The organism is Rathayibacter tanaceti (assembly GCF_001634385.1).
GTDB lineage: Bacteria > Actinomycetota > Actinomycetes > Actinomycetales > Microbacteriaceae > Rathayibacter > Rathayibacter tanaceti.
On record NZ_LIIN01000008.1, the window covers coordinates 16,227 to 41,181 of the forward strand.

Genomic DNA, 24,955 nt, shown 5'->3' on the forward strand with positions numbered 1-24,955 from the left:
GGCCGACACCCAGGTGCGGAGGTTCCGCTCACCGCGTGACGCCCGTACGATAAGGAGTTGGTTCTGGTCCAGCGCGTGACGCGCCAGTGCGCGCGATGGGCGCGGGGGCCGGCGCCGTCGGCCCGACGGAGCGCCGCAGCACACCTCAGGAATCCCAGGGACGCACATCACCCGCTCCGCGCATCACAGGGATCGCGCGACCGGCCGGAGAGCACCCGCGGGTCACCCCCGGGGGAATGAGTCCGGGACCCGACCGGTTAGCAGTGGGTAGGAAACGAGGTACACATGTCAGACATTCTGATCGACCGCCCCGAGCTCGAGAGCCTGGGCGTCTACGAGTTCGGCTGGTCCGACTCGGACTCCGCCGGAGCCTCCGCTCGCCGGGGGATCTCGCCGGAGGTCGTCTCCGACATCTCCGCGCTCAAGAACGAGCCGGCCTGGATGCGCGACCGCCGCATGAAGGCGCTGAAGCTCTTCGAGCGCAAGCCGATGCCGACCTGGGGTGCCGACCTGTCGGACATCGACTTCGACAACATCAAGTACTTCGTCCGCTCCACGGAGAAGCAGGCTCAGACCTGGGACGACCTCCCCGACGACATCAAGAACACGTACGAGAAGCTCGGCATCCCCGAGGCGGAGCGCCAGCGCCTCGTCGGCGGCGTCGCGGCCCAGTACGAGTCCGAGGTCGTCTACCACCAGATCCGAGAGGATCTGGAGGAGCAGGGCGTCATCTTCATGGACACGGACACCGCGCTCCGCGAGCACCCCGAGATCTTCGAGGAGCACTTCGGGACGGTCATCCCGGCGGGCGACAACAAGTTCGCTGCGCTCAACACAGCCGTCTGGTCGGGAGGCTCCTTCGTCTACGTCCCGAAGGGCGTGCACGTCGACATCCCGCTGCAGGCGTACTTCCGCATCAACACCGAGAACATGGGCCAGTTCGAGCGGACCCTGATCATCGCCGACGAGGACAGCTACGTCCATTACATCGAAGGCTGCACCGCACCGATCTACAAGTCGGATTCGCTGCACTCGGCCGTCGTCGAGATCATCGTGAAGAAGAACGCCCGCGTGCGTTACACCACGATCCAGAACTGGTCCAACAACGTCTACAACCTCGTCACGAAGCGCGCGATCGCGCACGAGAGCGCAACGATGGAGTGGATCGACGGCAACATCGGCTCGAAGGTCACCATGAAGTACCCGTCGATCTTCCTGGTCGGCGAGCACGCCAAGGGCGAGACCCTTTCGGTCGCCTTCGCCGGTCCCGGTCAGCACCAGGACGCCGGCGCGAAGATGATCCACATGGCGCCGTACACGCAGTCGTCCATCGTCTCGAAGTCGATCGCGCGCGGAGGCGGCCGGGCCGGCTATCGCGGCGAGGTCAGGGTCGATGCGAACGCTCACCACTCGGCGAACACGGTGCGCTGCGACGCTCTGCTGGTCGACACGATCTCGCGCTCGGACACCTACCCGGCCATCGACATCCGCGTCGACGACGTCCAGCTCGGTCACGAGGCGACCGTCTCGAAGGTCAGCGAGGAGCAGCTCTTCTACCTGATGTCGCGCGGACTCCCCGAGGATGAGGCCATGGCCATGATCGTCCGCGGATTCATCGAGCCGATCGCGCGCGAGCTGCCCATGGAATACGCCCTCGAGCTCAACAAGCTCATCGAGATGGGGATGGAGGGCAGCGTCGGTTGACGCTCGTCTCCCCCCTCGAAGGGATGCCCGAACGGGGCACCCCGCACCCATCGAAAGGAACCACCGCCTGATGACGGTCCCCACGAGCGCCGCGACGACCCCCGAGATTGACGGCGCGACCGCTGCCGAGCGTCTGGGCATCAGCGCCCACTCCGACGGGGCGTTCACTCCCGTGCAGACCCGATCCGAGCGCTTCGCGTCGACCGATGTCGAGGCCTTCGAGGCCGTCACCGGTCGCGAGATCGCCTGGAAGCTGACGCCCGTCGCGCGCCTCGCCGACCTCATCGACGGCACCCTCGACGGCTCGCCGACTGCGGTCGACCACACCGCGGTCGACGGCGTCGACGTCTCGTGGGTCGGTCGCGACGACGAGCGGATCGGCACCGCCGGCCTGCCGGAGGACCGCGCTGCCGCGAACGCGTGGTCGAGCTTCGAGCAGGCGCTCGCCGTGCGCGTCTCGGGCGAGGACGAGAAGGTCGCGACCCTGCTCCGCTCCGGTCTCGGTTCCAGTCCCCGCGCCGCGCACACGATCATCGACGCGGCGCCCTACGCGCGAGCAGTCGTGGTGCTCCAGAACGAGGGTCAGGCGACGCTCGCCGAGAACGTCGAGATCCTCGTCGGCGAGGGAGCCCAGCTCACGGTGGTCACCGTGCAGGAGTGGGCGGACGACGCCCGTCACCTGGCCAATCACTTCCTCCGCGTGGGGCGCGACGCGAGGGTGAAGCACATCGTCGTCACCCTCGGCGGCTCCATCGTCCGAGTGAACCCCTCGGCCCACCTCGTCGAGCGGGGGGCCGACGGCGAGCTCTTCGGCCTCTACTTCGCCGACGGCGGCCAGCACCTCGAGCAGCAGGTGTACGTCGACCACGACGCTCCCGACACCCGCAGCCGCGTGACCTACAAGGGTGCGCTGCAGGGTGAGGGGGCGCGTACCGTCTGGATCGGCGACGTCCTCATCCGCAACAGCGCTACCGGCACCGACAGCTACGAGCAGAACCGCAATCTGGTCCTTTCCGACGGCACACGTGCCGACTCCATTCCGAACCTCGAGATCGAGACGGGCGACATCGCCGGAGCAGGCCACGCCTCGGCGACCGGGCGCTTCGACGACGAGCAGCTCTTCTACCTGCAGTCGCGGGGCATCCGCGAGGACGAGGCGCGTCGCCTGGTCGTGCGCGGCTTCCTCGGCGAGATCGTGCAGCAGATCAAGGTCGCGGAGCTGGAGGACCGTCTGCAGCTCGCGATCGAGGCCGAGCTGGCTGGCAGCGCCGGCCAGACCGGTTCCGCGCAGGGAGCGGCGGTCAGCGCATGAGCAATGCTGCGATGATCTGCTCGGTTTCCGAGCTGATCCCCAACCAGGCCATGCGGGTTGAGGTCGACGGGGTCGCGATCGCCGTCGTTCAGGATTCGGCCGGCGAGATCCACGCCATCGGAGACACCTGTACGCACGGCGAGATCTCCCTCTCCGAGGCTTCGTCGAGGGCGAGAGCCTCGAATGCTGGGCGCACGGCTCCCAGTTCTCGCTCCGCACCGGCACGCCGCTGAATCTCCCGGCCTACGAGCCGGTCCCCGTCTTCGTCGTCGAGATCATCGACGGCGACGTCTACATCGACCCGACCGTCACGAAGGAAGTCTGAATGTCCGTTCTCCAGATCAGCGATCTCCACGTCAGTGTCGAGACCGAGCAGGGGACCAAGCAGATCCTCCGCGGTGTCGACCTCACCATCAACCAGGGCGAGATCCACGCGATCATGGGTCCCAACGGGTCCGGCAAGTCGACCCTGGCCTACACGATCGCTGGGCACCCCAAGTACCACGTCGACGGCGGCTCCATCACGCTCGACGGCGTCGAGGTCCTCGACATGTCGGTCGACGAGCGCGCCCGCGCAGGCCTCTTCCTCGCCATGCAGTACCCGGTCGAGATCCCCGGAGTGACCAACACCAACTTCCTCCGCACCGCCAAGACCGCGATCGCCGGTGAGGCGCCTGCGATCCGCACGTGGACCAAGGACGTCAAGTCCGCGATGGCGAACCTCCGCATGGATTCATCCTTCGCGGCACGCAATGTCAACGAGGGTTTCTCGGGCGGCGAGAAGAAGCGCAACGAGATCCTCCAGCTCGAGCTGCTCGCCCCGCAGTTCGCGGTCCTCGACGAGACGGACTCCGGGCTCGACGTGGATGCGCTCAAGATCGTGTCAGACGGCGTGAACCGCGCCCATCAGAGCACGGGGCTCGGGGTCCTGCTGATCACGCACTACACGCGGATCCTCCGTTACATCCAGCCCGATTTCGTGCACGTCTTCGTCGCCGGTCGCGTCGCCGAGCAGGGCGGCAAGGAGCTGGCGACGCGACTCGAGGACGAGGGCTACGACCGCTTCCTGACCTCGGCGACGGTCTGAGCATGGCAGTCACCACGCTCGAGCCGAAGCTCTTCGACCAGGTCGAGGAGGCTCTCAAGGACGTTATGGATCCCGAGCTGGGGGTCAACGTCGTCGATCTCGGCCTGATCTACGACCTGGGTTGGGACGACGAGAACGACGCGCTGGTCATCCACATGACTCTCACCTCGGCGGGCTGCCCGCTCACCGATGTGCTCGAGGAGCAGACCGCGGAGTCCCTCGACGGCATCGTCGAAGCCTTCAGGATCAACTGGGTCTGGATGCCGCCGTGGGGTCCGGAGCGGATCACCGAGGACGGCCGTGACATGATGCGCGCCCTGGGCTTCTCGATCTAGACGCTGCAGACGAACGCCGAAGGGCCGGGAGGAATCGTCCTCCCGGCCCTTCGGCGTCGGTGCTCACTCCGGCCGGTCGCGGCATCTCAGCGGTGGTCGGGGCTCCAGTGTCAAGGGCGGTGGTCGCCTACCGCGGACCAGCTGGTCGGTCTCACGTTGTGGTCTAGCGCCGAATGATGAGCGTCCTGGCGCAATCACGACGCAGAGGTTGAGGAATCCGCGTATATACACCACACTTATGGTGACAACATGGAGGCAAGCGTCGCGACGGTCTTCGTGGAGATCAGACTCGCGCGCTCGCTGCGATGGTCGAGGCGCGGCGCTTGTCGGCTGGGGAATTGTGGGTTGCTGTGAATTTCGATGCGGCGTATCATTACCGAACTCAGATTCAGACGAACCTCGCCCAGATTCGATGGAAGATTGGAGACCGGTCGAGAGCGCTTGCGAATATTGAGGAAAACCTCGAATTGGCCAGCGTGAAGCATCGTGCGTCACGGAGCGAGACGCTTTCTATAGCCGGCTTTTACTATTATCTCGACGGCCAATTGGATCGCGCCTGGTCGCTCGTGTCCGAGGCGTACGCGTTGGTCTCGGATGAGCGCGCGCCACGGAGGCTCGCGACGGTCCGTAAAATCGGTGTCGGAATTCTTCGGGCGCAAGGTCGCCACGATGAGGCCGATAACCTCGCAGAGAGGCTGATGCGGGATCCGCTCGATTTCGACGCAGCTCTTGGAGGCGACAGATCGTGAACCGCACTGTTCTAAACGTCTCCGGTGTCTCTCGAGAATTCTCCAGAGGCGGGAGGAGAGTCGTCGCGGTGGACGGTGTCGATCTTTCGATCGCGAGCGGAGAAGTACTCGCGCTCCTCGGGCCGAACGGCGCAGGGAAGATCACTCTCATCCGCATGATCGCCACTCTCCTCGATCCGTCATCCGGATCGATCAGAGTCGATGGTTTCGACTCCCGACGGAACGAGCGCGAGGTGCGCGCACGCACGGGTCTCGTTCTTGGTGGCGACCGCGGCTTCTATCTGCGGGCGACGGTCGAGGAGAACCTCCGGTATTTCGCTTCGCTGTCCCGAGTGGATCGAGGCCGCCGAGCGGACACTATCACAGAGGTGCTCGATGCCGTTCATCTGCAGGACAGGCGCCGCGATCCTGTCGAGACGCTTTCCAGGGGTTTGAAGCAGAGGCTGCACATCGCACGCGGCCTGCTGTCGAATCCTGCCCTTCTACTTCTCGACGAGCCGACGATCGGGCTTGATCCTGAAGCTGCGCTAGCGCTGCGCGGATTGATCCGGGAGCTCAAGGCCCGGGGTTGTACGGTGCTACTGACGACGCATTACCTCTTTGAAGCAGAGTCGCTCGCAGATGATGTGGCCGTGATCATTGATGGCCGCATCGTCGCTCGTGGCTCTGTTCCGCGGATCGCTGAGATTGGAGGGGTCGGCAAGGTCACAGCTCTCATTACGACGCACTTGCCGCCCGAGTTGGCCCGGACGGGTCCTCGGATTTCTGGCAGTCCCGGTCACCGCGCTCGTGGTCGCCACCGCGAGGGGAGGTCTGGCTGTCGAGGGGGCGCTTCTGTTCGCGGTGGGGACGATTATGGTTGCTGTCGCCTGTTCGCTCTCTGCACTCTGTCTGTCGGGCCTCTTTGTCGTCACACGCCATGCGATCGTCTACGAGCCCGTCTTGGTCGCGCCGGTTCTTCTGCTCTGCAGTGCCGTGGTTGCTCTCGCGTCGATCGTGCAGCCGTGGTGCACTGTGGCTGCACTCCATCCGTTGACCGGTGCGGTCGCAGTCCTCCACGCCGCGTCGAGCCCTCAGGGAACCCTCGATAGCTTCTGGCTGTTCCAATTCTCGGTGTCCAGCGTTCTCCTCCTGGTAGCGGCCCGAGTCATACTGCACATCGCCCGGAAGCGGGCCCGGGTCGAGGGGACTCTTCAGCTGTCATGACTCGTGCGTCTCTCGCCTTAGCGGCAGATGTCGTTTCGGCTGCCGCGAGGATCGGCCTGAGAACATTCGATGTGACCCGATCGCTGCGCGCCATCATTGTCTCCCTCGCCGTCGGTCCCTGCCTCCAGATCGTTTACTTGGTCGGGATGAGTGGAGCGACCGGCGGGGCGAGCGTGCGAGTTGCGATCGCCGCGCTTTTGCTCGCCGGCGCGGTCGTGGCGGTGGAAAGCACTGCCGTCACTTTGGCGACGAGCCGCCGCGACGGAGTACTGTCCGCCGTCGTACTCTCAACACTTCCCGCGGCGCTGGTCTGGCTGGGCCATGTCCTAGCCGCCACCGGCGTCGGCATCGTCTCAGGGTGTGCCGGGCTCGTTCTCGCCTCCATCCTCTTCGGCCCGACGGCCGACTTCCCGCTCGTCCTCTCACTTCTGGCTGTCATTGTCGTATCACTGGCCAGCGCCGGATTTGGCTTCGCGGTCGCCGCCCTGAGCCTCCGCCTGCGCGACGCACTTCTTCGTGCGAGCATTGTGGTGAGCCTTATGATCCTGCTCGGAGGAGTCGTAGCGCCGATCTCCTCCTATGACGCCGTCGCTCGGATTCCTGCCTATATGTTCCCGCTGACATCGTCGGTGCAGGCCGTCGACGAGTTCCTGGTGGGACATGCTGACCGCAGTCTCGGCCTGCTGTGCTTGTCAGCGCTCACAGGAGCGATCTGGGCCGTCGTCGGAGGCGTGGCGTGGACATGGGCGCTGAGGTCGAGCCGGACGACCGGACAGCTCGACCTCTCCTGAACGCCGAAGGGCCGGGAGGAATCGTCCTCCCGGCCCTTCGGCGTCGGCGCTCCCTCAGCGAGAGCGGCGAGAGAGCAGAGCCCAGGTGCTGGGCAGGAGCACGGCGGCCAGCACAGCCTTGAGGACGTCGCCGACGAGGAACGGAACGAGGCCCGCGGAGAGCACCGATCCGGGGTCGGCGGGCAGGCCCAGCGTGCCGAGGGCTGCAGCGAGCCAGGGGAGTCCGACGAGGTAGATGGTCGCGGTGCCGGCGAGGAAGCTCACCAGGGTGCCGACGACGCGGCGGTCCCACCGGCGCTGGGCCAGCCAGCCGGTGACGAGCGAGGCGAGGACGAAGCCGACGATGTAGCCGCCGGTGGGGCCGGCGAGAACCGCCCAGCCGTGCGAACCCTCCGTGAAGACCGGGGCGCCCAGTGCGCCGATGAGCGCGTAGACGACCATGGAGAGCGCCCCGCGCAGAGCGCCGAGGGTCGTGCCGACGAGGAGGACGGCGAAGGTCTGGCCGGTGAAGGGGACCGGCCACATCGGGACGAACAGCTGGGCCATCGCCGCCGTGAGACCGGCGCCCGCGAGGACGAGCAGCGCATCGGACGCGACGGAGCGCGTCACGAGGCGGTCGGCGAGGACCGGGCGCGAGAGGGCGGAAGAGGAAGAGGACATGACTGATCTCCGGAGTCCTGGTCGCCCGAGAGCGAGGAGCGAGCGCGTCCGCGGTGAGCGGACGTGGATCCGCCCCGCGGCTCAGGAAATATACTAGGGGGCTGCCGCGTCGCGGCCCCTTGCCCCACTCCTCCCGAACCGAACGCCATTTCTTGGCGGGAACGGACAGCACTGTGCTCAGCGTGCACGACCTCGAACTCCGAGTCGGCGCCCGACTCCTGATGGAGAACGTCTCCTTCCGGGTGGGCGACGGCGACAAGGTCGGCCTCGTCGGCCGCAACGGCGCGGGGAAGACGACGCTGACCAAGGTCCTCGCCGGCGACCTCATCGCGGCGAAGGGGACGGTCGACCGCGGCGGCGAGATCGGCTATCTGCCGCAGGACCCGCGCTCGGGCGACCCGGACGAGTTGGCGCGCACGCGCATCCTCGCGCCCGCGGGCTGGGGCAGCTCGTCCTCGGCATGCAGGAGGCGACGGTCGCCATGTCGAGCAGCGACACGGCCGTCAGCGAGGCCGGTATGAAGAAGTACGGCAACCTCACCGACCGCTTCCTCGCCCTGGGCGGATACTCGGCGGAGGCCGAGGCCGCGTCGATCGCGAGCAATCTCAACCTGCCCGACCGGATCCTCGACCAGCCGCTCAGAACGCTCTCCGGTGGCCAGCGCCGACGCATCGAGCTCGCACGCATCCTGTTCTCGGACGCGAGCACTCTCATCCTCGACGAGCCGACCAACCACCTCGACGCGGACTCCGTGGTCTGGCTGCGCGAGTTCCTCAAGACGTATCGCGGCGGCTTCATCGTGATCAGCCACGACATCGAGCTGGTCGGTGAGACGGTGAACCGCGTCTTCTACCTCGATGCGAACCGCCAGGTCATCGACGTCTACAACATGAACTGGAAGAACTACCAGCGTCAGCGCGCCGCCGACGAAGAGCGCCGCAAGAAGGAGCGCGCCAACGTCGAGAAGAAGGCGGGGGCCCTCCAGCTCCAGGCCGCCCGCTTCGGAGCCAAGGCGTCGAAGGCGGCAGCTGCGCACCAGATGGTGGCTCGCGCCGAGAAGATGCTCAGCGGCCTCGAGGAGGTGCGCGCGGTCGACCGCGTCGCGAAGCTCCGGTTCCCGACTCCGATGGCGTGCGGCCGCACTCCACTGCACGCCGAGAACCTCTCGAAGAGCTACGGCTCGCTCGAGATCTTCACCGCCGTCGACCTGGCAATCGACCGGGGCTCGAAGGTCGTCATCCTCGGGCTCAACGGAGCGGGCAAGACGACCCTGCTGCGCATCCTCGGCGGTGTCGACAAGCCGGACACCGGGGTGATCGAAGCGGGTCACGGCCTGCGAATCGGCTACTACGCCCAGGAGCACGAGACGATCGACGTCAAGCGCTCCGTGCTCGAGAACATGGTGTCGGCCAGCCCGAACCTCACCGAGACCGAGGCGCGCCGTGTACTCGGCTCGTTCCTGTTCACCGGGGACGACTCGCACAAGCCTGCCGGAGTGCTTTCGGGGGGCGAGAAGACGCGACTCGCTCTCGCGATGATCGTCGTCTCCGGGGCGAACGTCCTGCTGCTCGATGAGCCCACCAACAATCTCGACCCGGCGAGTCGCGAGGAGATCCTCGACGCCCTGGCGCACTACGAGGGCGCGGTCGTCCTGGTCAGCCACGACGAGGGCGCGGTCGAGGCACTGAACCCCGAGCGGGTGCTCATCATGCCCGAAGGCACCGAGGACCACTGGGCGGCCGACTACCTCGATCTGATCACGCTGGCCTAACGGGCGTCGAGCAGCTCGTCCTCGACCTCGGCGTCGCTGCGTCCGCGGCGTCGGCGGCGCTCCTCGCGCCGTTCTTCTGCCGCGACGACCTCGGGATCGTCCGCGTTGCGGAGCCGGTACTCGTGCCTGACCGCCCAGCCGAGCCCGCCGAACCCCATGACGGCGAAGAGCACCCACTGGATCGCATAGCTGATGTGCAGGCCCTCGTCGGCGACGGGCTTGATCGCGGCCAGAGGGCGAGCGTCGATCGGTGCGGGCGACTCAGCGACCAACAGGCCGTAGGCGGAGGTGCGCAGCGGCTCGTCGAGCTGGGCCGACAGGTCGTCGAGCTGGATCGTCGCAATCTGGCCCGCCGGGGCGGAGCGTCCGTCGATCCGCCCCTCGGCTGGCTTCAGACGAGCGACGACCGTCACCTCGCCCTCGGGCGGCGCGGGGATCGCATCGGGTGCATCCTGAGTCGAACCGACCGGGACCCAGCCGCGGTCCACGACGAAAACGCTGCCGTCGTTGAGCCGGAGGGGCGTCAGGATCTCGAAGCCGGGATTGCCGTTGTAGGGCCGGTTACGGACGAGGGTCTGGCCTTCGGTCTCGTAGACGCCGCTGACCTCGACGGGGCGGTACTCGAGTGCGTCGTCCCAGGCGGAGTCGGCCGGCAGGAGTCCGTCGAGCGCGACGGGATCGGCGGTCCAGTTGGCAGTGACCAGTCGGTTGGTCGAGGCGGCCTGATCGAGGCGCGCCACCTGCCAGCGCGAGAGCAGGACGCAGGCGACGGCGAAGACGACCGCGAGTGCGAGGTAGCCGAACCATCGGCGCGAGAAGACGAAGCGCCAGGAGGGGCGGGCCGTGTCGTCGCTCACCGCACTGCTCCGCGGTCGACCGTGTAGAGCGGCTTCACCTCGAGCGGGAAATCCCGGGCCAGGAGGAACTCGCGGAGGAACTCGAGGTGCTCGCCGCAGGCCAGCCACGTCTTCCGGCGGTCCTCGGCGTGGATCCTCGGGTTCCGCCACTCCAGAGCCCACGTGGCCGTGTTCGGGCAGCCGGCACGCGAGCAGGCGTGCGCGTCGGGCACGCGGCCCAGGGGGATCACCGCTCTCCCCGCGGATCGCCGCCCTCGGTGCCCTGCTCCTGCGGAGAGTCGGGAGCGCTCGGCGCGGGCGGAACCGGACGGGAGAGGACGATCGCCCCCGGCCGCTCGACGTTGCCCCGCTCGCCGACGCTGCCGACGTTGGCGAGCACGACTGCGAAATACGGGAGGACCACGGCTCCGATCGCGAAGAACAGCAGCCACCAGCCGTGGGCGAAGAGAAGGCAGATCACGCAGAGCATACGTATGCCCATCGCGATCGAATACTTGATCGCACGGGAGCGCCGCTCGGCGCTCGGCGACGGCGGTAGGGAGGTGAGTGTCTCGCGTGGTTTCACAGCCCTGCAAGCCTACGTCCCGACGGAGGTGCGCAAGCCGAGCGGGCTGCATCCCGGAATCAGTTGCGCGGGGCGCCTCTAAGATGTACGCGTCGCCGGGCGCCGCACGAGCGCCGGCAGGAGGGACACCATGACCACGCCGCGCACCGTCCTCGTCACCGGAGGCAACCGGGGGATCGGCTACGCGATCGCCGAGGAGTTCGTGGCCGCCGGTCACCGGGTCGCCGTGACGGCGCGCTCGGGCTCGGGGCCGGAGGGATCGCTCACCGTGGTCGCCGACGTGACGGATACCGCGTCCATCGACGCCGCCTTCACCCAGGTCGAGGCCGAGCTCGGCCCCGTCGAGATCCTCGTGGCGAACGCAGGCATCACCCGCGACACCCTCCTTCTCCGCATGTCGGAGGAGGATTTCACCTCGGTCGTCGACACCAACCTCACCGGGGCCTTCCGCGTCGTGAAGCGCGCCTCGAAGGGCATGCTCAAGCAGAAGTTCGGCCGCGTCGTGCTGATCTCGAGCGTCGTCGGCCTCTATGGCTCGCCCGGCCAGACCAACTACTCGTCGTCGAAGGCCGCTCTCGTCGGCTTCGCCCGCTCGCTCACCCGGGAGCTCGGCGCACGCAACATCACTGCGAACGTCGTCGCTCCCGGCTTCATCGAGACCGACATGACCGCCGGGCTGCCTGCCGACCAGCAGGCCGAGTACCGCACGAGCATCCCGCTGGGGCGCTACGGGACCGCCTCCGAGGTCGCGCAGGTGACCCGCTGGCTGACCAGCGATGAGGCGGCGTACATCTCCGGCGCCGTGATCCCCGTCGACGGCGGCCTCGGGATGGGCCACTGATCGATGAGCGGCGACCTCATCGTCGGTGAACACGCTGATCGTCGGCCGATACACGTCCCTTCGCCGACGCAAGGCGCGTGGCCTTAGGCCATGAGCTCGTCCGACGTCGTCGCGGTCCTCCTGGACCCGGTCACCTCCGGCTCTCTGGCCGATCGGGCAGGCGCCCGACGCCCCGGTCGGCGCCCCCAGCGCTCGTGACCGCTGACCGGGGCTCTCGGCAGGCTGCCCGGCGCGTCGCAGAAGGAGCAGGGGTCGATCTCGCCGGGAGGTAGCCGCCGACCCTCGGCTGTGCGGGGCTGATCGCGCTCGCGGGCCCGCGAGCATCAGCCGCGGATCCCACGCGAGAGGCGTCAGCCGCGAAGGCCGAGCACCGGGAGCAGCTGCGCCAGATCGAGGCCGCCGACCACGAGATCTGCGCGCTCGCGCACCACGGGCTTCGCGTTGAAGGCGACCGCGAGGGCGGCGACCGCCATCATCTCGAGGTCATTGGCGCCGTCGCCCACCGCGACCGTGCGCTGCCGGGGACGCCGGACGCCGTCGCCCACTCGCGCAACGCCTCCGCCTTGGCCCCCGCGTCGATCACGGGTCCGGCGACGGCCCCGGTGAGGGCGCCGTCGAGGCAGCCCAGACGGTTCGCGCGGACGAAGTCGAGGCCGAGCCCGCCCGCGACGGGGTCGAGCACCTCGTGGAAGCCGCCGGAGACGACTCCGACGCGCCCGCCTGCGGCATGGACGCCGTCCACGAGCTCGAGCGCGCCAGGCGTGACCCGGACACCGGCACTGACGCCGGAGAAGACAGAGGCGGGCACCCCGGCCAGAGTGCCCACGCGCTCACGCAGGCTCTCGCTGAAGTCGAGCTCGCCGCGCATCGCCCGCTCGGTGATGGCAGCGACGCGCTCCTCCGATCCTGCGTGCTCGGCGAGCAGCTCGATGACCTCGTCGCGGAGGAGGGTCGAGTCGGCATCGAGGACGACGAGGAAGCGGGCAGGCGTCGTCGGACGCTCACTCATGGGGCCGGGCCAATCGGTCGGGTGGTCGCGCGGGACTCGACCCGCGGGGGTGCTAAGGGTGGACGACGACGCCCTTGCCGACGACGGTGATGCCCGACTCGGTGACGGTGAACCCTCGCTCGCGATCGTGGTCGTGGTCCACGCCGACACGGGCGCCGGGCTCGACGACGACATCCTTGTCGAGGATAGCGCGCACCACCAGGGCGTCCGGACCGATCCGCACCTTGTCGAAGACGACCGAGTCGGTCACGGTCGCGTTCGACTCGATGACGGTCCACGGGCCGACCACGCTGCGCTCGATGTGCGCTCCCGAGATGACCGTGCCGAGGGAGACGACCGAGTCGACGGTCGAGCCCATGTTGCCCTTGCCGTCGCGGACGATCTTGGCCGGCGGCGAGTTCAGCTGCGACGAGAAGATCGGCCACTGCTGGTTGTAGAGGTTGAAGACGGGGAGGGCGGAGATGAGGTCCTGGTGCGCCTCGAAGAACGAGTCGATCGTGCCCACGTCGCGCCAGTAGTAGCGGTCGCGGTCGGTGGAGCCCGGGACCTCGTTGAGCTTGAGGTCGTAGACGCCCGCCTCGCCTCGTGCGACGAAGTCCGGGATGATATCGCCGCCCATGTCGTGGTCGGAGGTGGAGAGCTCGCCGTCGCGGATGACCGCGTCGATCAGGCGTCGGCGTCGAAGACATAGTTGCCCATCGAGGCGAGGACCTCGTGCGGAGCGTCGGCCAGACCGACCGCGTCCTTGGGCTTCTCGAGGAATTCGGCGATCTTCGTCGGGACGATGCCGTCTCCGGCCTCGTCGCCCGCGAGCTGGATCACGCCGAACTGATCGGCGAGCTCGATCGGCTGTCGGATCGCGGCGACGGTCGCCTTGGCGCCCGATGCGATGTGGGCGTCGATCATCTGCGAGAAGTCCATGCGGTAGACGTGGTCGGCGCCGACCACGACGACGATGTCGGGCTTCTCGTCGCGGATCAGGTTGAGGCTCTGCAGGATGGCGTCGGCCGAGCCGCTGAACCAGCGCTTGCCGAGCCGCTGCTGCGCGGGAACCGAGGCGACATAGGAGTTCAGCAGCCCCGAGAGGCGCCAGGTCTGCGAGACGTGGCGGTCCAGCGAGTGCGACTTGTACTGCGTCAGCACGACGATCTGGGTCAGGCCCGAATTGATCAGGTTGGACAGTGCGAAGTCGATCAGCCGGTACTGGCCGCCGAACGGCACCGCGGGCTTGGCCCGGTCGGCCGTGAGGGGCATGAGCCGCTTTCCCTCGCCGCCGGCGAGGACGATGCCGAAGATCTTCTTTGACTGCATGCCACAACAGTAGAGGCTCGGGCCTGCCGGTGGACCGGGCTGTCGCCGTGAGAGGACGCTGTACTACGGTTCGGGGGTGCGAGTCGATCTGCTGACCAAGGAATACCCGCCCGAGGTGTACGGGGGAGCCGGAGTCCACGTGGCCGAGCTCACGAAGGCGCTGCGCAGCGACCTCGAGGTCGTGGTCCGCTGCTTCGGTGCTCCGCGTGAGGAGGCGGGCACCTTCGCCTACCCCGTCCCCGCCGAGCTGTCTGGCGCGAACGGTGCGCTGCAGACCCTCGGAGTCGACCTGCAGATCGCGCAGGACGCCGCCGGCGCCGATCTGGTCCATTCCCACACCTGGTACGCGAACGCGGCGGGACGGCTCGCGCAGCTCCTCCACGGCATCCCGCACGTCGTCTCGGCGCACAGCCTCGAGCCGCTGCGCCCGTGGAAGGCCGAGCAGCTCGGCGGCGGCTACCGCGTCTCGAGCTGGATCGAGCGCGAGGCCTACGAGAACGCCGACGCCGTGATCGCCGTCTCCGGCGGCATGCGCGAGGACATCCTCCGCTCGTACCCCGCCCTGGACCCGGCCAAGGTGCACGTCGTCTACAACGGCATCGATCTCGACGCTTGGCACCCTGTCGAGGACCACGAGGTCCTGGCCGGGCTCGGCCTCGATCCGTCTCGGCCCTCCGTGGTCTTCGTCGGCCGCATCACCCGTCAGAAGGGGCTGCCGTACCTGCTCCGGGCGGCCGCGACACTGCCCCCCGAGGTACAGCTCGTCCTCTGCGCGGGCGCTCCCGACACTCCCGAGATCATGGCCGAGGTGACCTCGCTCGTGCGCCGTCTCCAGGAGGAGCGCACGGGAGTGGTCTGGATCGACCGCCACCTGCCGCGGCACCAGCTCTCGGCGGTCCTCACGGCTGCGACCACCTTCGTCTGCCCGTCGATCTACGAGCCGCTCGGCATCGTGAACCTCGAGGCCATGGCCTGCGGCGCTGCGGTCGTCGGCACCGCGACCGGAGGCATCCCCGAGGTCGTCGTCGACGGCGTCACCGGACGATTGGTGCCCATCGAGCAGGTCACGGACGGGACCGGCACGCCCGTGGATCCCGACCGCTACGTCGCCGACCTGGCCGCCGCCCTCGCCGAGGTGGTGGCGGACCCGGAGGCCGCCAAGCGGATGGGCGCTGCGGGTCGGGAGCGAGCGCAGAGCCACTTCAGCTGGACCCGGATCGCCGACGACACCCGCGCGATCTACGAATCGCTCGTCTGAGCCTCCGGTCGCCCCCTTTAGGATGGCTCTCATGCCCAGCGTTGTCTCGTTCGTCGATGTGTCCTTCGTCCGGAACGGCAAGCGGATCCTCGACCACGTGTCGTGGGACGTGGCCGAGGACGAGCGCTGGGTGGTCCTGGGCCCCAACGGGGCGGGCAAGACGTCGATCCTCCAGCTCGCCGCCGCGCAGAACTATCCGTCGACCGGAGCCGTCCACCTCCTCGAGGAGACCCTCGGCCGCGTCGACGTGTTCGAGCTGCGTCCGCGGATCGGCTACGCCTCGACCGCCATGGCTCGTCGGCTCCCGCCCGGCGAGAGTGTGCTCGATGTCGTGATGACCGCCGCCTATGCCGTCACCGGCCGGTGGAACGAGGGCTATGACGCGATCGACGACCGCCGTGCCCGCCGCGTGCTCGCGGAGTGGAGGCTCGAGCATCTCGCCGACCGCACCTTCGGGACGCTCTCCGACGGCGAGCAGAAGCGCGTCCAGATCGCGCGCGCGATCATGACCGATCCCGAGCTGCTCCTGCTCGATGAGCCGGCCGCCAGCCTCGACCTCGGTGCCCGCGAGGAGCTCGTGCAGCTGCTCGGCGGATTCGCGAAGGACCAGGGTTCGCCGGCGATCGTGATGGTGACCCACCACGTCGAGGAGATCCCCGACGGGTTCACGCACGCGCTGCTCCTCCGCGAGGGCGCCGTCGTCGCGGCGGGGCCGCTCGAGGAGTCTCTCACCGAGGCGACGCTGGCCGAGACCTTCGGGCTCGACATCGCTCTGAACCGAGACAGCGGCCGCTTCTCGGCTCGCGCCCGAGGCTGACCGGGGCGGGGTACTACTCCTCTCGGGCGCGGCGCGCCTTCTCGTGGCGGAGCCGGTCTGGTATTCTCGGTAGCCGGTTCGGGCCCGTTCGCGGTGCGCCCGCCCCCTCCACCCGTTCCCGTCGACGACAGGTGCGGTTCAGGACCATCAAGCGACAGGACACGACCATGAAGACCGACATCCACCCCGAGTACGCGCCGATCGTCTTCCGCGACCTCGCGTCGGGTGAGACCTTCCTCACCCGCTCGACCGCGACGAGCAGCAAGACCATCGAGCTCGACGGCGTCACGTACCCCGTCATCGACGTCGAGATCTCCTCCGCTTCGCACCCGTTCTACACGGGCAAGCAGCGCATCATGGACTCGGCCGGTCGCGTCGAGAAGTTCAACAGCCGCTACAAGAACTTCGGCAAGTAGCAGCTCCTCTCGGAGGGCCCTCGACCTCGCGGTCGGGGGCCTCCGTCGTTCCTCGAGGGAAGCGGCGTCTCGTCCTGCGGGGGAACGCGCGGCCCTCGCGTTCCGGTTGCGGAGCGGTCCGTGGGTGGAGGGGTCTGCGGCGGATCTCCGACCGTCGCCGTTTCGCGAGTGGGCGCGGTAGCGTCCCGGCATGGTGTCCTTCGCTGACAAGCTGATCCTGCCGTTCACCACTCCGCAGGAGTGGGACGCCTACCTGCGCGGCGAGCCGGACACGGGAGGCGTCCGGCTGAAGCTGCGCAAGAAGGCGGCCGTGGACCCCGGCATCACCTACGTCGAGGCGCTGGACGTCGCGCTCTGCCACGGTTGGATCGACGGGCAGGCGGGAGCCTTCGATGAGCAGTTCAAGCTCCAGGCCTTCACGCCGCGGCGCCGAGCGAGCCCGTGGTCGAAGGTCAACCGCGACCACGTCGCCCGATTGATCGCGGAGGGGCGGATGCTGCCCGCCGGGCTCGCAGAGGTCGAGCGGGCGCGGGCCGATGGTCGCTGGGACGCGGCGTACCGGCAGCGGGACGCCGAGGTGCCCGACGACTTCCAGGCAGCGCTCGACGCGGATCCGGCAGCCCAGGCGTTTTTCGCGACGGTCGGCGGTCAGAAGCGGTTCGCGTTCCTCTTCCGGCTCTCTCAGCTCAAGCGGGCGGAGACTCGTGCGCGGCGGATCGAGGAGTACCTGGTGCTGCTGCGGGAGGGGCGGACGCTCACCTAGGCACTCTCGCCGGCGCGTCGGCTCAGTGCCGGACGGGCCAGGATCCATCGGCGACGAAGGAGTTGTCTCGCACCCGGCGCATGTACTCCTGGAACGACTCGGCCTGGGTGCGGCACCAGTCGATCTGCAGCGCATGCAGCGCCTCAGCATCGACACCGAGCTCGTCGGCGAAGGCGCGGCCGAGTGCCTGGGCGACGCGGCCGGCCGCGACGGCGTCGGCGCCGGCGTCGTGCGCCTCGGTGAGGGCGACTCCGTAGTGCTCGGCGGCGAGCGTCAGCGTGCGCTTGCCCTTGCGATAGCGGTCGACCGCCTTGTCGATCACGAGGGGATCGATCACCGGGCTCGGATCGAGCAGGACCGGCACGCCCCAGCGGCGGGCTTCGTGGGCCAGGAGCGAGAGATCGTACGGGGCGTTGTAGACGACGACGGGGACGCCGCGGGCCAGGAGGGAGCGCAGCGCCTCCGAGACCTCGGCGACGACCTCGCCGGCCGGCCGGCCGTGCTCCCGGGCGTGCTCGGTGCTGATCCCGTGGACGGCGCTGGCGCCCTCGGGGATCTCGACGCCCGGATCGGCCAGCCAGGTCGTTCCCTCGACCGGCTGACCGGCGGTGTCGAGCACGCCGACGTGCGCTGTCACGATGCGGCTGGTGCGGACGTCGATCCCGGTCGTCTCGAGATCGAAGACGGCGAGGTGATCGAACCAGCGTGCGCCCGCTTCGGGGGCGCGCTCGCTCGGGACCTCGAGATCGGCGTCGTCGAACAGGGTGGGCTCGGTCGCTGCGGTGCTGCTCACGCCGACAGCATAGGCGGGGCCTCCGACATCCTCTGAGGCGGAGGGCTCAGCGGGCCACGGGGGCCTTGGCGACGTGCAGCCAATAGAAGCCCTGGGTGCCGAGCGTCATCGTCAGCGCACCCTCGTCGGTGAAGCCGGGGAAGCGTCCGCCGCCGAAGAGATCGGTGAGCCTCGAGCCCGGATTCTCGGGATCGGTGATCGTCACCGAGACCGGATTGTGGTTGAAGCTGAAGACGCAGAGCACCTCCTCGGGCTGATCGCCCATTTCGCTGCCGGATCCGGCGTAGTCACGCACGAAGGCGAGAACCGACTCGTGGTCGGTCTCGAGCACGCGCATCGAGCCGAGACCGAACGCGGGGTGCCCTCGCCGCACGTGCAGGACGTTCCGCATCCAGTGCAGCAGGGAGCGCGACTGCGCGAGCTGCGCCTCCACGTTGACCTGGTTGTAGTGGTAGACGAGCGACTGCACGATCGGCTGCACGAGCTTGCCCGGGTCGGCGGCGGAGAAGCCGGCGTTGCGGTCCGGGGTCCACTGCATCGGGGTCCGGGAGGCGTCGCGGTCGTTGAGCCAGATGTTGTCGCCCATGCCGATCTCGTCGCCGTAGTAGAGGAACGGGCTGCCGGCGAGGGAGAATAGGAGCGCATTGATGAGCTCGAGCTCGGCGCGGGAGTTGTCGAGCAGCGGCGCGAGACGGCGCCGGATGCCGATGTTGGAGCGCATCCGCGGGTCGTAGGCGTACCAGCCGTACATCGCCTGGCGGTACTCCTCCGAGACCATCTCGAGCGTCAACTCGTCGTGGTTGCGGAGGAAGACCCCCCATGCGGCTCCGCTCGGGATGTCGAAGGTCTCGGAGAGCACCTTCTTCAGCTCGTTGGCTGTCTGGGCGCGGAGGGAGTAGAAGATCCGCGGCATGACCGGGAAGTCGAAGGCCATGTGGCACTCCGGCTCCTCCTCGGTGCCGAAGAACGCGGCGACCTCGCGCGGCCACTGGTTCGCCTCCGCGATGAGGATGCGGCCGGGGTAGTCGCGATCGACCATCTGCCTCAGGTTCTTGATGAAGTCGTGGGTCGGCGGCTCACCCTCGCCATTGCCCTCGTCGGACTCGTACAGGTAGGGGATCGCGTCGAGCCTGATCCCGTCGACGCCCAGGTCGAGCCAGAACCTGACGACGTCGTGGATCGCCTCGTGGACCGCCGGGTTCTCGAAGTTCAGGTCGGGCTGGTGCGAGAAGAAACGGTGGAAGTAGAACTGGCGGCGCTCGGCGTCGAAGGCCCAGTTGGAGTCCTCGGTGTCGACGAAGATGATGCGGATGTCCGGCCACTTGTCGTCGGTGTCGTTCCAGACGTAGAAGTCGCCGTAGGGCCCTCGGGGTCCGAGCGCGACTGCTGGAACCACTCGTGCTGGTCGCTGGTGTGGTTGAGCGGGAAGTCCATCACGATGCGCATGTTGCGCTCGTGCGCCTTGCGCACCAGGTCGCGGAAGTCCTCCATGGTGCCGAACTCGGGGAGGATCGCAGTGAAGTCCGAGACGTCGTAGCCGCCGTCGCGCAGCGGGGACATGTAGAACGGAGGGAGCCAGAGCGCGTCGATGCCGAGCCACTGCAGGTAGTCGAGCTTGGACGCGAGCCCGTTGATGTCGCCAGCGCCGTCTCCGTTGGAGTCGTAGTACGACCGGATCATCACCTCGTAGAACACCGCGCGGCGGTACCACTGGGGGTCGAGGGCGAGACCGGGGAGTTGGATCGGCGACGTGAAGCTCACGGTGCTCCTTCTGCTGCTGCCTGAGCGGATGACCCCTGAGCGGATGACCCTGAGCGGATGACCGTCGGAGGAGACGCTGAGCGGATGACCGTCGGGGGAGACGGGCGGGCGGTGCGCCCCGAAGCGAGCGCCTGCTCATGCTCCCGGCTCGGATCGCGGCCACGCAAGGCGTTGCGGCGAGAAGTTCGACAGGCTTTCCCTACGATGGGAACTGCGATGACCTCAGCTTCCCCCTACGCCGCCGATCTCGGCCGCCTCCCCGTGCGGGAGGCCTCGGTGGACGTCGCCGGATCGGCCACCGCCTACTGGACCTACGGCTCTCCGGAGGCTGCGACGGTGCTCGTGCTCGTGCACGGGTTCCGGGGCGAGCACCACGGGCTCGAGCCGGTGATCGCCCGGCTGCTGGCCGGGGGAGCAGACGCACGGGTCGTCGCCCCGGACCTTCCCGGCTTCGGGGCCTCTGCGCCGATGACGGCCCACGCGCACGACGTCGACGGCTACGCGGCCTGGCTCGGCGAATTCCTGGACGCGCTCGGGCTGCGCGGCACGGCGGTCGTGCTCGGCCACTCCTTCGGCTCCATCGTCGCGGCGGGCGCGGTCGCCGGCGGACTGCCGACGCCCCTCCTGGTGCTGGTGAACCCCATCGGCGCTCCGGCTTTGGCGGGGCCTCGCGGCGTTCTGACGAGGCTCGCCGTGCTCTACTACCGCCTCGGCGCGGTGCTGCCCCGCCGCCTCGGCCACCGCCTCCTGAGCGACCCCCTGATCGTCCGGGTGATGAGCCTGGCGATGGTGAAGACGAAGGATCCGGCGCTGCGCCGCTTCGTGCACGACCAGCACGACCGCTACTTCAGCGCCTTCGCCTCGCGCGACACCGTGCTGGAGGCGTTCCGCGCGTCGGTCTCGCACGACGTCGGCGAGTACGCGGCTCGCATTAGCGTGCCGACGCTGCTGATCGCGGCGGCGCAGGACGACATCACTCCGCTCTCGGCGCAGTACCGCCTGCTCGAGCGGCTGCCACACGCCCGCCTGCACGTGATCGACGGAGTCGGCCACCTGATCCACTACGAGACACCGGACGAGGCCGCCTCGGTGCTGCGCAGCGTCCTCGAAGGGGGGATCGACCGATGAGGATCGTCGTCGACTGCCGGTACACCCGGCTCGAGCGCCACGACGGCATCAGCCGCTACACCGCCGAGCTGGTGCGCGAGCTCGCGCTGCTGCACGACGTGACGATGCTGATCAGCGACCGCCGCCAGCTCGCGATGCTGCCCTCGCTGCCGTGGGAGCGTGTGACCGGGCCGACGAGCCCGTTCGAGCCCTTCGTCGCGCTGCTCGTGAACCGGCTGCGACCCGACGTGGTGTTCTCGCCGATGCAGACCATGGGCTCGCTCGGACGCCGTTACCGGCTGGTGCTCACGGTCCACGACCTCATCTACTACCGTCACCGCACGCCCCCGCGCGACCTGCCGGCGCCCATACGCGGGCTCTGGCGCCTCTACCACCTCGCCTGGTGGCCGCAGCGGAGGCTCCTCCAGCGCGCTGATGCGGTCGTCACGGTCTCGGAGACCACCCGCGAGCTCCTCCGCGCGAACCGCCTGACCACGCGGCGCGTGGTGGTCGTGCCGAACGCGACGACCGAGCCGGACGAGGCGAGCGTCGCACTCGCCGCCTCCCTGCCGGACCGCTCCGACGCCCGCTCGCTGGTCTACATGGGCTCGTTCATGCCGTACAAGAACGTCGAGTCGCTCGCGCGGGCGATGCGCCTCCTGCCCGACTACGAGCTGCACCTGATGAGCCGGGCCGGTGACGAGACGGTCGAGACGCTCCGTGCTCTCGCCCCCACCGCCGAGCTCGTGTTCCACCAGGGCGCGCCGGACGCCGAGTACCGGGCCGTGCTGGCGCGCGCGACCGCGCTCGTCACCGCGAGTCGCGACGAGGGCTTCGGGATCCCGCTGGTCGAGGCGATGGCCCTCGGAACGCCGGTGGTCGTCAGCGACATCCCGATCTTCCGCGAGATCGCGCAGGAGGCGGCGGTCTACGTCGATCCGTCGAGCGCGAAGGCGATCGCCGACGGCGTGCGCTCGCTCGAGGACGGCGCCGTGTGGCGCGCGCAGTCGGCCCGCGCCCGCGAGCGCGCAGCGGCGTTCTCGTGGCGCGACTCCGCCCGGGTGCTCTTCGAGCTGCTCACCGACCTGGGCGAGCGCTCAGCGGACGGGCGCTGAACCGACGGATCGGGCTCCGGCCGCAGGGCTGACGACGTCGTCGAGGTCGACGTCGGCGACCACCACGTCGCCGGAGTCGTCGATGCCGACCACGCGCAGCGCACCGTCGACGATCGCGAAGTCGTGCCGTGAGCCGTTTCCGACCGACATGCCGTGCGGCGGCAGCTCATCGCTGCTGAGCGTGCGGATCAGGCTGCCGATCACGGCGCCGTGGGTCGCGACCACCAGGGAGGCACCCGGGAACCGCTCCGCGACCTCGAGCAGTGCCGCCGTCGCCCGCGCGACGACCTCGGCGCGGGTCTCGCATCCGGGGATGGGGCCTCCCTCGATGCCGCTCGGGAACCGCTCGCTCAGCTCCGGGCCGGTCATCCCCTCGGCCTCGCCGTAGGAGCGCTCGGCCAGACCGGGCACCGCCAGCGGCGCCTCCAGGCCCAGAGAGTCGGCGATGATGGCGCCCGTGTCGTAGGCGCGCTGCAGCGGGCTCGCCACCACGCGTCCCAGCTCCGTTCGCCCAGGAGGCGGGCGGCGGCGCGGGCCTGCGCGCGGCCGACCGCGTTGAGCGGGATGTCGCTCCGCCCCTGGATGCGGCGCGCGGCGTTCCATTCGGTCTGGCCGTGTCGGACGAGGGTGAGCTGGGTCACAGGGGCCTCTCGGGAGGTCGGGAGCCGGATCAGAGGGCCGCGGACCGCAGGGCGGGCAGGCGCTCGGTGAGGTCGCGGAGTACTTCGCTCGTACCGCCGTCGATCTTGATCGTCGCGCGCGAGTCGCCCTTGGTGGTGCCGCGGTTGACGATCACGATCGGCATCCGCGCCCGTCGAGCGATCTCGAGGAAGCGGATACCGGAGTTGACGACCAGCGAGGAGCCGGCGACGAGCAGCGCGTCGGCGCCGGCGACGATGGCGCGAGCTCCTGGAACCGCTCGGTGGGGATGAACTCGCCGAAGAAGACGATGTCGGGCTTGAGGATCCCGCCGCAGACCGTGCACTCGGGCACCGTCATCGCCGAGACGTCGTGCACCTCGGCGTCGCCGTCCGGGTTGAGGGAGGAGACACCCGGGTCGTCGAGCCAGGGGTTCAGCTCCTCGATCCGCTCGGCGACCGCGTCGCGGGCGAAGTACTGGCCGCACGTCATGCAGCGCACACGGTCGGCGGAGCCGTGCAGGTCGACGACGCGACGGGATCCGGCCCGCACGTGCAGGCCGTCGACGTTCTGCGTGACGACCCCGGTGAGCAGTCCGCGCTCCTCGAGGCGGGCCAGCGCGCGATGGCCGTCGTTGGGGACCGTGCTGGTGAAGCGGCGCCAGCCGAGCTGGCTGCCGGCCCAGTAGCGGCGGCGGTAGTCGGGGTCGGCGACGAACTGCGAGTAGGTCATCGGGCTGCGGACCGGCGCACCCGCTCCGCGGTAGTCGGGGATGCCCGAGTCGGTGCTCATGCCCGCGCCGGTGACGGCGGCGATGCGGCGCCCGCGGAGGAGTTCGACGGCCTGCTCGATCGCCAGGGCCTCGTGGCCCTCGGCGACCGGTGTCGGACTCGACTCCATCCGCGCCTCCTTCGAGGACCGTCCGAGCGGTCCTCCGCCGAGTTTAGTCCGCGGCGTGCCCTAGATTGCCGGGATGCCGATCGTGCACATCACGGACCTCGACCACCCCCTCCTCGCGGACTACCACCGCCTCACCGATGTGGCGCTGCGTCGGGTGCTGGAGCCGGAGGGCGGGCTCTACATCGCGGAGTCGGCGAAAGTGATCAGGCGAGCGCTCGACGCCGGCCATCGCCCGCGCTCGGTTCTGGTGCAGGAGAAAAGGCTCCCCGAGGCGGCAGCGGTGCTCGAGCGCTTCCCCGAGGCGCCGGTCTTCGTCGGGCCGGATCCGCTGATCGAGGAACTCACCGGGTTCCACCTGCACCGCGGCGCCCTCGCCTCGATGCACCGCCCGCCGCTGCGGCCGATGGCCGAGCTCCTGGAGGACGCCCGGCTGGTCGTGATCCTCGAAAACCTGGTGGACCACACGAACGTCGGCGCGGTGTTCCGCGCGGCTGCCGGGATGGGCGCCGACGCGGTGCTGGTGACGCCGCGCTGCGCGGATCCGCTCTACCGTCGCAGCGTCCGGGTCAGCATGGGAACGGTGCTCCAGGTGCCGTGGACGCGGACGCCGGAGTGGGGGCCCGCCAGGGAGTCGCTGCTCGCCGCGGGCTTCTCAGTCGCGGCGCTCGCCCTGGCGCCCGAGGCGGTACCGCTCGACGAGTTCGCCGCGGGACGCCCTGAGCGGGTGGCGATCGTGCTCGGCGCGGAGGGCGACGGGCTGAGCAGGGCGGCGGTGGACGCCTCCGATACGGTGGTGACGATCCCGATGCTGCACGGCGTCGACTCGCTGAACGTGGCCTCGGCCGGCGCCGTTGCGCTCTGGGCGCTGACCCACTGACCCACCCGGTTCCGCGCCCGAACGGTCGCGGAACGCGCTCGCGCGTCGCTCGGAAGGCCGGTTCGCGCCCGCTCCCGGCGTCATCAGCCTCAGGAGCGGCTGAGGCGGGCGTGATCGGCCGGAGGGCGGGGGTCCCGCCCCTACGATGACGGGGTGACTTCCCCGAGCAGGCCCGACGATGCGCTCGACCTGTCGGGCACTGCAGTGCCGGTCCGTCGGCGACGGCGCCGCACGGCCATCGCGGGCGCGGTGCTCGCGGTCGTCCTGGTCGGCGCGGGAGGCGCCTACGCGACGAACGCGGCGACCGCCGA

At 69.1% G+C, this 24,955-nt stretch carries 20 protein-coding genes and 7 pseudogenes; 17 read left to right on the forward strand and 10 right to left on the reverse strand.

Going from position 1 to position 24,955, the window contains the following annotated elements:
• Positions 1-285 precede the first annotated feature (285 nt).
• The 8 genes and pseudogenes from sufB to ACH61_RS02130 all read left to right on the forward strand — a co-directional run bounded on the left by sufB (position 286) and on the right by ACH61_RS02130 (position 7,184).
• Complete coding sequence (gene sufB / locus ACH61_RS02100) at positions 286-1,704, forward strand: Fe-S cluster assembly protein SufB (RefSeq protein ID WP_068207984.1); 1,419 nt, start codon at positions 286-288, stop codon at positions 1,702-1,704.
• A 70-nt stretch (positions 1,705-1,774) separates the two neighbouring features.
• Entirely contained in the window at positions 1,775-3,016 is a 1,242-nt protein-coding gene (gene sufD, locus ACH61_RS02105) for a Fe-S cluster assembly protein SufD (protein WP_068207987.1), read from the forward strand.
• 11 nt (positions 3,017-3,027) lie between these two features.
• A pseudogene (locus ACH61_RS02110) lies at positions 3,028-3,341 on the forward strand (non-heme iron oxygenase ferredoxin subunit).
• Complete coding sequence (gene sufC, locus ACH61_RS02115) at positions 3,342-4,103, forward strand: Fe-S cluster assembly ATPase SufC (protein ID WP_068207990.1); 762 nt, start codon at positions 3,342-3,344, stop codon at positions 4,101-4,103.
• A gap of 2 nt (positions 4,104-4,105) precedes the next feature.
• Complete coding sequence (locus ACH61_RS02120; RefSeq protein ID WP_068207993.1) at positions 4,106-4,438, forward strand: metal-sulfur cluster assembly factor; 333 nt, start codon at positions 4,106-4,108, stop codon at positions 4,436-4,438.
• Between the two features lie 350 nt (positions 4,439-4,788).
• Positions 4,789-5,187 carry a hypothetical protein gene (locus ACH61_RS16675; protein ID WP_132504331.1) on the forward strand — a complete coding sequence of 133 codons (399 nt, stop codon included), beginning with the start codon at positions 4,789-4,791 and terminating at the stop codon, positions 5,185-5,187.
• A gap of 68 nt (positions 5,188-5,255) precedes the next feature.
• Positions 5,256-6,278: an ABC transporter ATP-binding protein gene (locus ACH61_RS19215; protein WP_158286067.1), complete on the forward strand. Its 1,023-nt coding sequence runs from the start codon at positions 5,256-5,258 to the stop codon at positions 6,276-6,278.
• Positions 6,279-6,464: 186 nt separating this feature from the next.
• Positions 6,465-7,184, forward strand: a complete 720-nt coding sequence (locus tag ACH61_RS02130; protein WP_068207999.1) for an ABC transporter permease — start codon at positions 6,465-6,467, stop codon at positions 7,182-7,184.
• Positions 7,185-7,238: 54 nt separating this feature from the next.
• Here ACH61_RS02130 and ACH61_RS02135 read toward each other — a convergent pair whose 3' ends face one another.
• The gene (locus ACH61_RS02135; RefSeq protein ID WP_068208002.1) at positions 7,239-7,844 is read right to left on the reverse strand and encodes a biotin transporter BioY; all 606 of its coding nucleotides are present in this window, start codon (positions 7,842-7,844) and stop codon (positions 7,239-7,241) included.
• A 173-nt stretch (positions 7,845-8,017) separates the two neighbouring features.
• On the opposite strand from ACH61_RS02135, the pseudogene ACH61_RS02140 reads away from it, so the two are divergent.
• Positions 8,018-9,615, forward strand: a pseudogene (locus ACH61_RS02140) (ABC-F family ATP-binding cassette domain-containing protein).
• Here the strand turns inward: ACH61_RS02140 and ACH61_RS02145 are convergent.
• From ACH61_RS02145 to ACH61_RS02155, 3 genes are read right to left on the reverse strand one after another with little or no spacing between them, the layout of a single operon-like run.
• The gene (locus ACH61_RS02145) at positions 9,612-10,472 is read right to left on the reverse strand and encodes an SURF1 family cytochrome oxidase biogenesis protein (protein WP_068208005.1); all 861 of its coding nucleotides are present in this window, start codon (positions 10,470-10,472) and stop codon (positions 9,612-9,614) included. The pseudogene ACH61_RS02140 and the gene ACH61_RS02145 sit on opposite strands and share 4 nt — an antisense overlap.
• Positions 10,469-10,684 carry a hypothetical protein gene (locus ACH61_RS02150; RefSeq protein ID WP_413784018.1) on the reverse strand — a complete coding sequence of 72 codons (216 nt, stop codon included), beginning with the start codon at positions 10,682-10,684 and terminating at the stop codon, positions 10,469-10,471. The genes ACH61_RS02145 and ACH61_RS02150 overlap by 4 nt, the downstream gene beginning before the upstream one ends.
• 14 nt (positions 10,685-10,698) lie before the next feature.
• The gene (locus tag ACH61_RS02155; RefSeq protein WP_082844942.1) at positions 10,699-11,037 is read right to left on the reverse strand and encodes a DUF3099 domain-containing protein; all 339 of its coding nucleotides are present in this window, start codon (positions 11,035-11,037) and stop codon (positions 10,699-10,701) included.
• A gap of 130 nt (positions 11,038-11,167) precedes the next feature.
• Between ACH61_RS02155 and ACH61_RS02160 the strand changes: the two genes are divergently transcribed.
• Positions 11,168-11,878, forward strand: coding sequence for a beta-ketoacyl-ACP reductase (locus ACH61_RS02160; RefSeq protein ID WP_068208014.1), 711 nt, complete (start codon positions 11,168-11,170; stop codon positions 11,876-11,878).
• Between the two features lie 350 nt (positions 11,879-12,228).
• Here ACH61_RS02160 and serB read toward each other — a convergent pair.
• Positions 12,229-12,887, reverse strand: a pseudogene (serB, locus tag ACH61_RS02165) (phosphoserine phosphatase SerB).
• Between the two features lie 52 nt (positions 12,888-12,939).
• Positions 12,940-14,198, reverse strand: a pseudogene (locus ACH61_RS02170) (glucose-1-phosphate adenylyltransferase).
• Between the two features lie 76 nt (positions 14,199-14,274).
• Here ACH61_RS02170 and glgA point away from each other — a divergent pair.
• The 4 genes from glgA to ACH61_RS02190 all read left to right on the forward strand — a co-directional run bounded on the left by glgA (position 14,275) and on the right by ACH61_RS02190 (position 17,452).
• Positions 14,275-15,456, forward strand: a complete 1,182-nt coding sequence (glgA, locus tag ACH61_RS02175) for a glycogen synthase (protein WP_068208016.1) — start codon at positions 14,275-14,277, stop codon at positions 15,454-15,456.
• A gap of 31 nt (positions 15,457-15,487) precedes the next feature.
• Complete coding sequence (locus ACH61_RS02180; RefSeq protein WP_068208019.1) at positions 15,488-16,273, forward strand: ABC transporter ATP-binding protein; 786 nt, start codon at positions 15,488-15,490, stop codon at positions 16,271-16,273.
• Between the two features lie 167 nt (positions 16,274-16,440).
• Positions 16,441-16,689, forward strand: coding sequence for a type B 50S ribosomal protein L31 (locus tag ACH61_RS02185; protein ID WP_068208037.1), 249 nt, complete (start codon positions 16,441-16,443; stop codon positions 16,687-16,689).
• A gap of 190 nt (positions 16,690-16,879) precedes the next feature.
• The gene (locus tag ACH61_RS02190) at positions 16,880-17,452 is read left to right on the forward strand and encodes a YdeI/OmpD-associated family protein (RefSeq protein WP_068208022.1); all 573 of its coding nucleotides are present in this window, start codon (positions 16,880-16,882) and stop codon (positions 17,450-17,452) included.
• A 22-nt stretch (positions 17,453-17,474) separates the two neighbouring features.
• Here ACH61_RS02190 and ACH61_RS02195 read toward each other — a convergent pair whose 3' ends face one another.
• A complete protein-coding gene (locus ACH61_RS02195; RefSeq protein ID WP_082844943.1) occupies positions 17,475-18,245 on the reverse strand; it encodes a 3'-5' exonuclease in 771 nt (256 codons plus the stop codon).
• 46 nt (positions 18,246-18,291) lie between these two features.
• A pseudogene (treS, locus tag ACH61_RS02200) lies at positions 18,292-20,006 on the reverse strand (maltose alpha-D-glucosyltransferase).
• Between the two features lie 216 nt (positions 20,007-20,222).
• Between treS and ACH61_RS02205 the strand changes: the two are divergent.
• Together ACH61_RS02205 and ACH61_RS02210 are read left to right on the forward strand one after the other, a co-directional pair.
• Complete coding sequence (locus ACH61_RS02205; RefSeq protein WP_068208025.1) at positions 20,223-21,134, forward strand: alpha/beta fold hydrolase; 912 nt, start codon at positions 20,223-20,225, stop codon at positions 21,132-21,134.
• Complete coding sequence (locus ACH61_RS02210) at positions 21,131-22,228, forward strand: glycosyltransferase family 4 protein (RefSeq protein WP_068208028.1); 1,098 nt, start codon at positions 21,131-21,133, stop codon at positions 22,226-22,228. The genes ACH61_RS02205 and ACH61_RS02210 overlap by 4 nt, the downstream gene beginning before the upstream one ends.
• Here ACH61_RS02210 and ACH61_RS02215 read toward each other — a convergent pair.
• Positions 22,211-22,869: pseudogene (locus ACH61_RS02215) on the reverse strand (histidine phosphatase family protein). The gene ACH61_RS02210 and the pseudogene ACH61_RS02215 overlap by 18 nt on opposite strands.
• Before the next feature lie 29 nt (positions 22,870-22,898).
• Positions 22,899-23,767: pseudogene (locus ACH61_RS02220) on the reverse strand (Sir2 family NAD-dependent protein deacetylase).
• 73 nt (positions 23,768-23,840) lie between these two features.
• Here ACH61_RS02220 and ACH61_RS02225 point away from each other — a divergent pair.
• A complete protein-coding gene (locus ACH61_RS02225; protein ID WP_068208034.1) occupies positions 23,841-24,644 on the forward strand; it encodes a TrmH family RNA methyltransferase in 804 nt (267 codons plus the stop codon).
• The last annotated feature ends 311 nt before the right edge of the window (positions 24,645-24,955 follow it).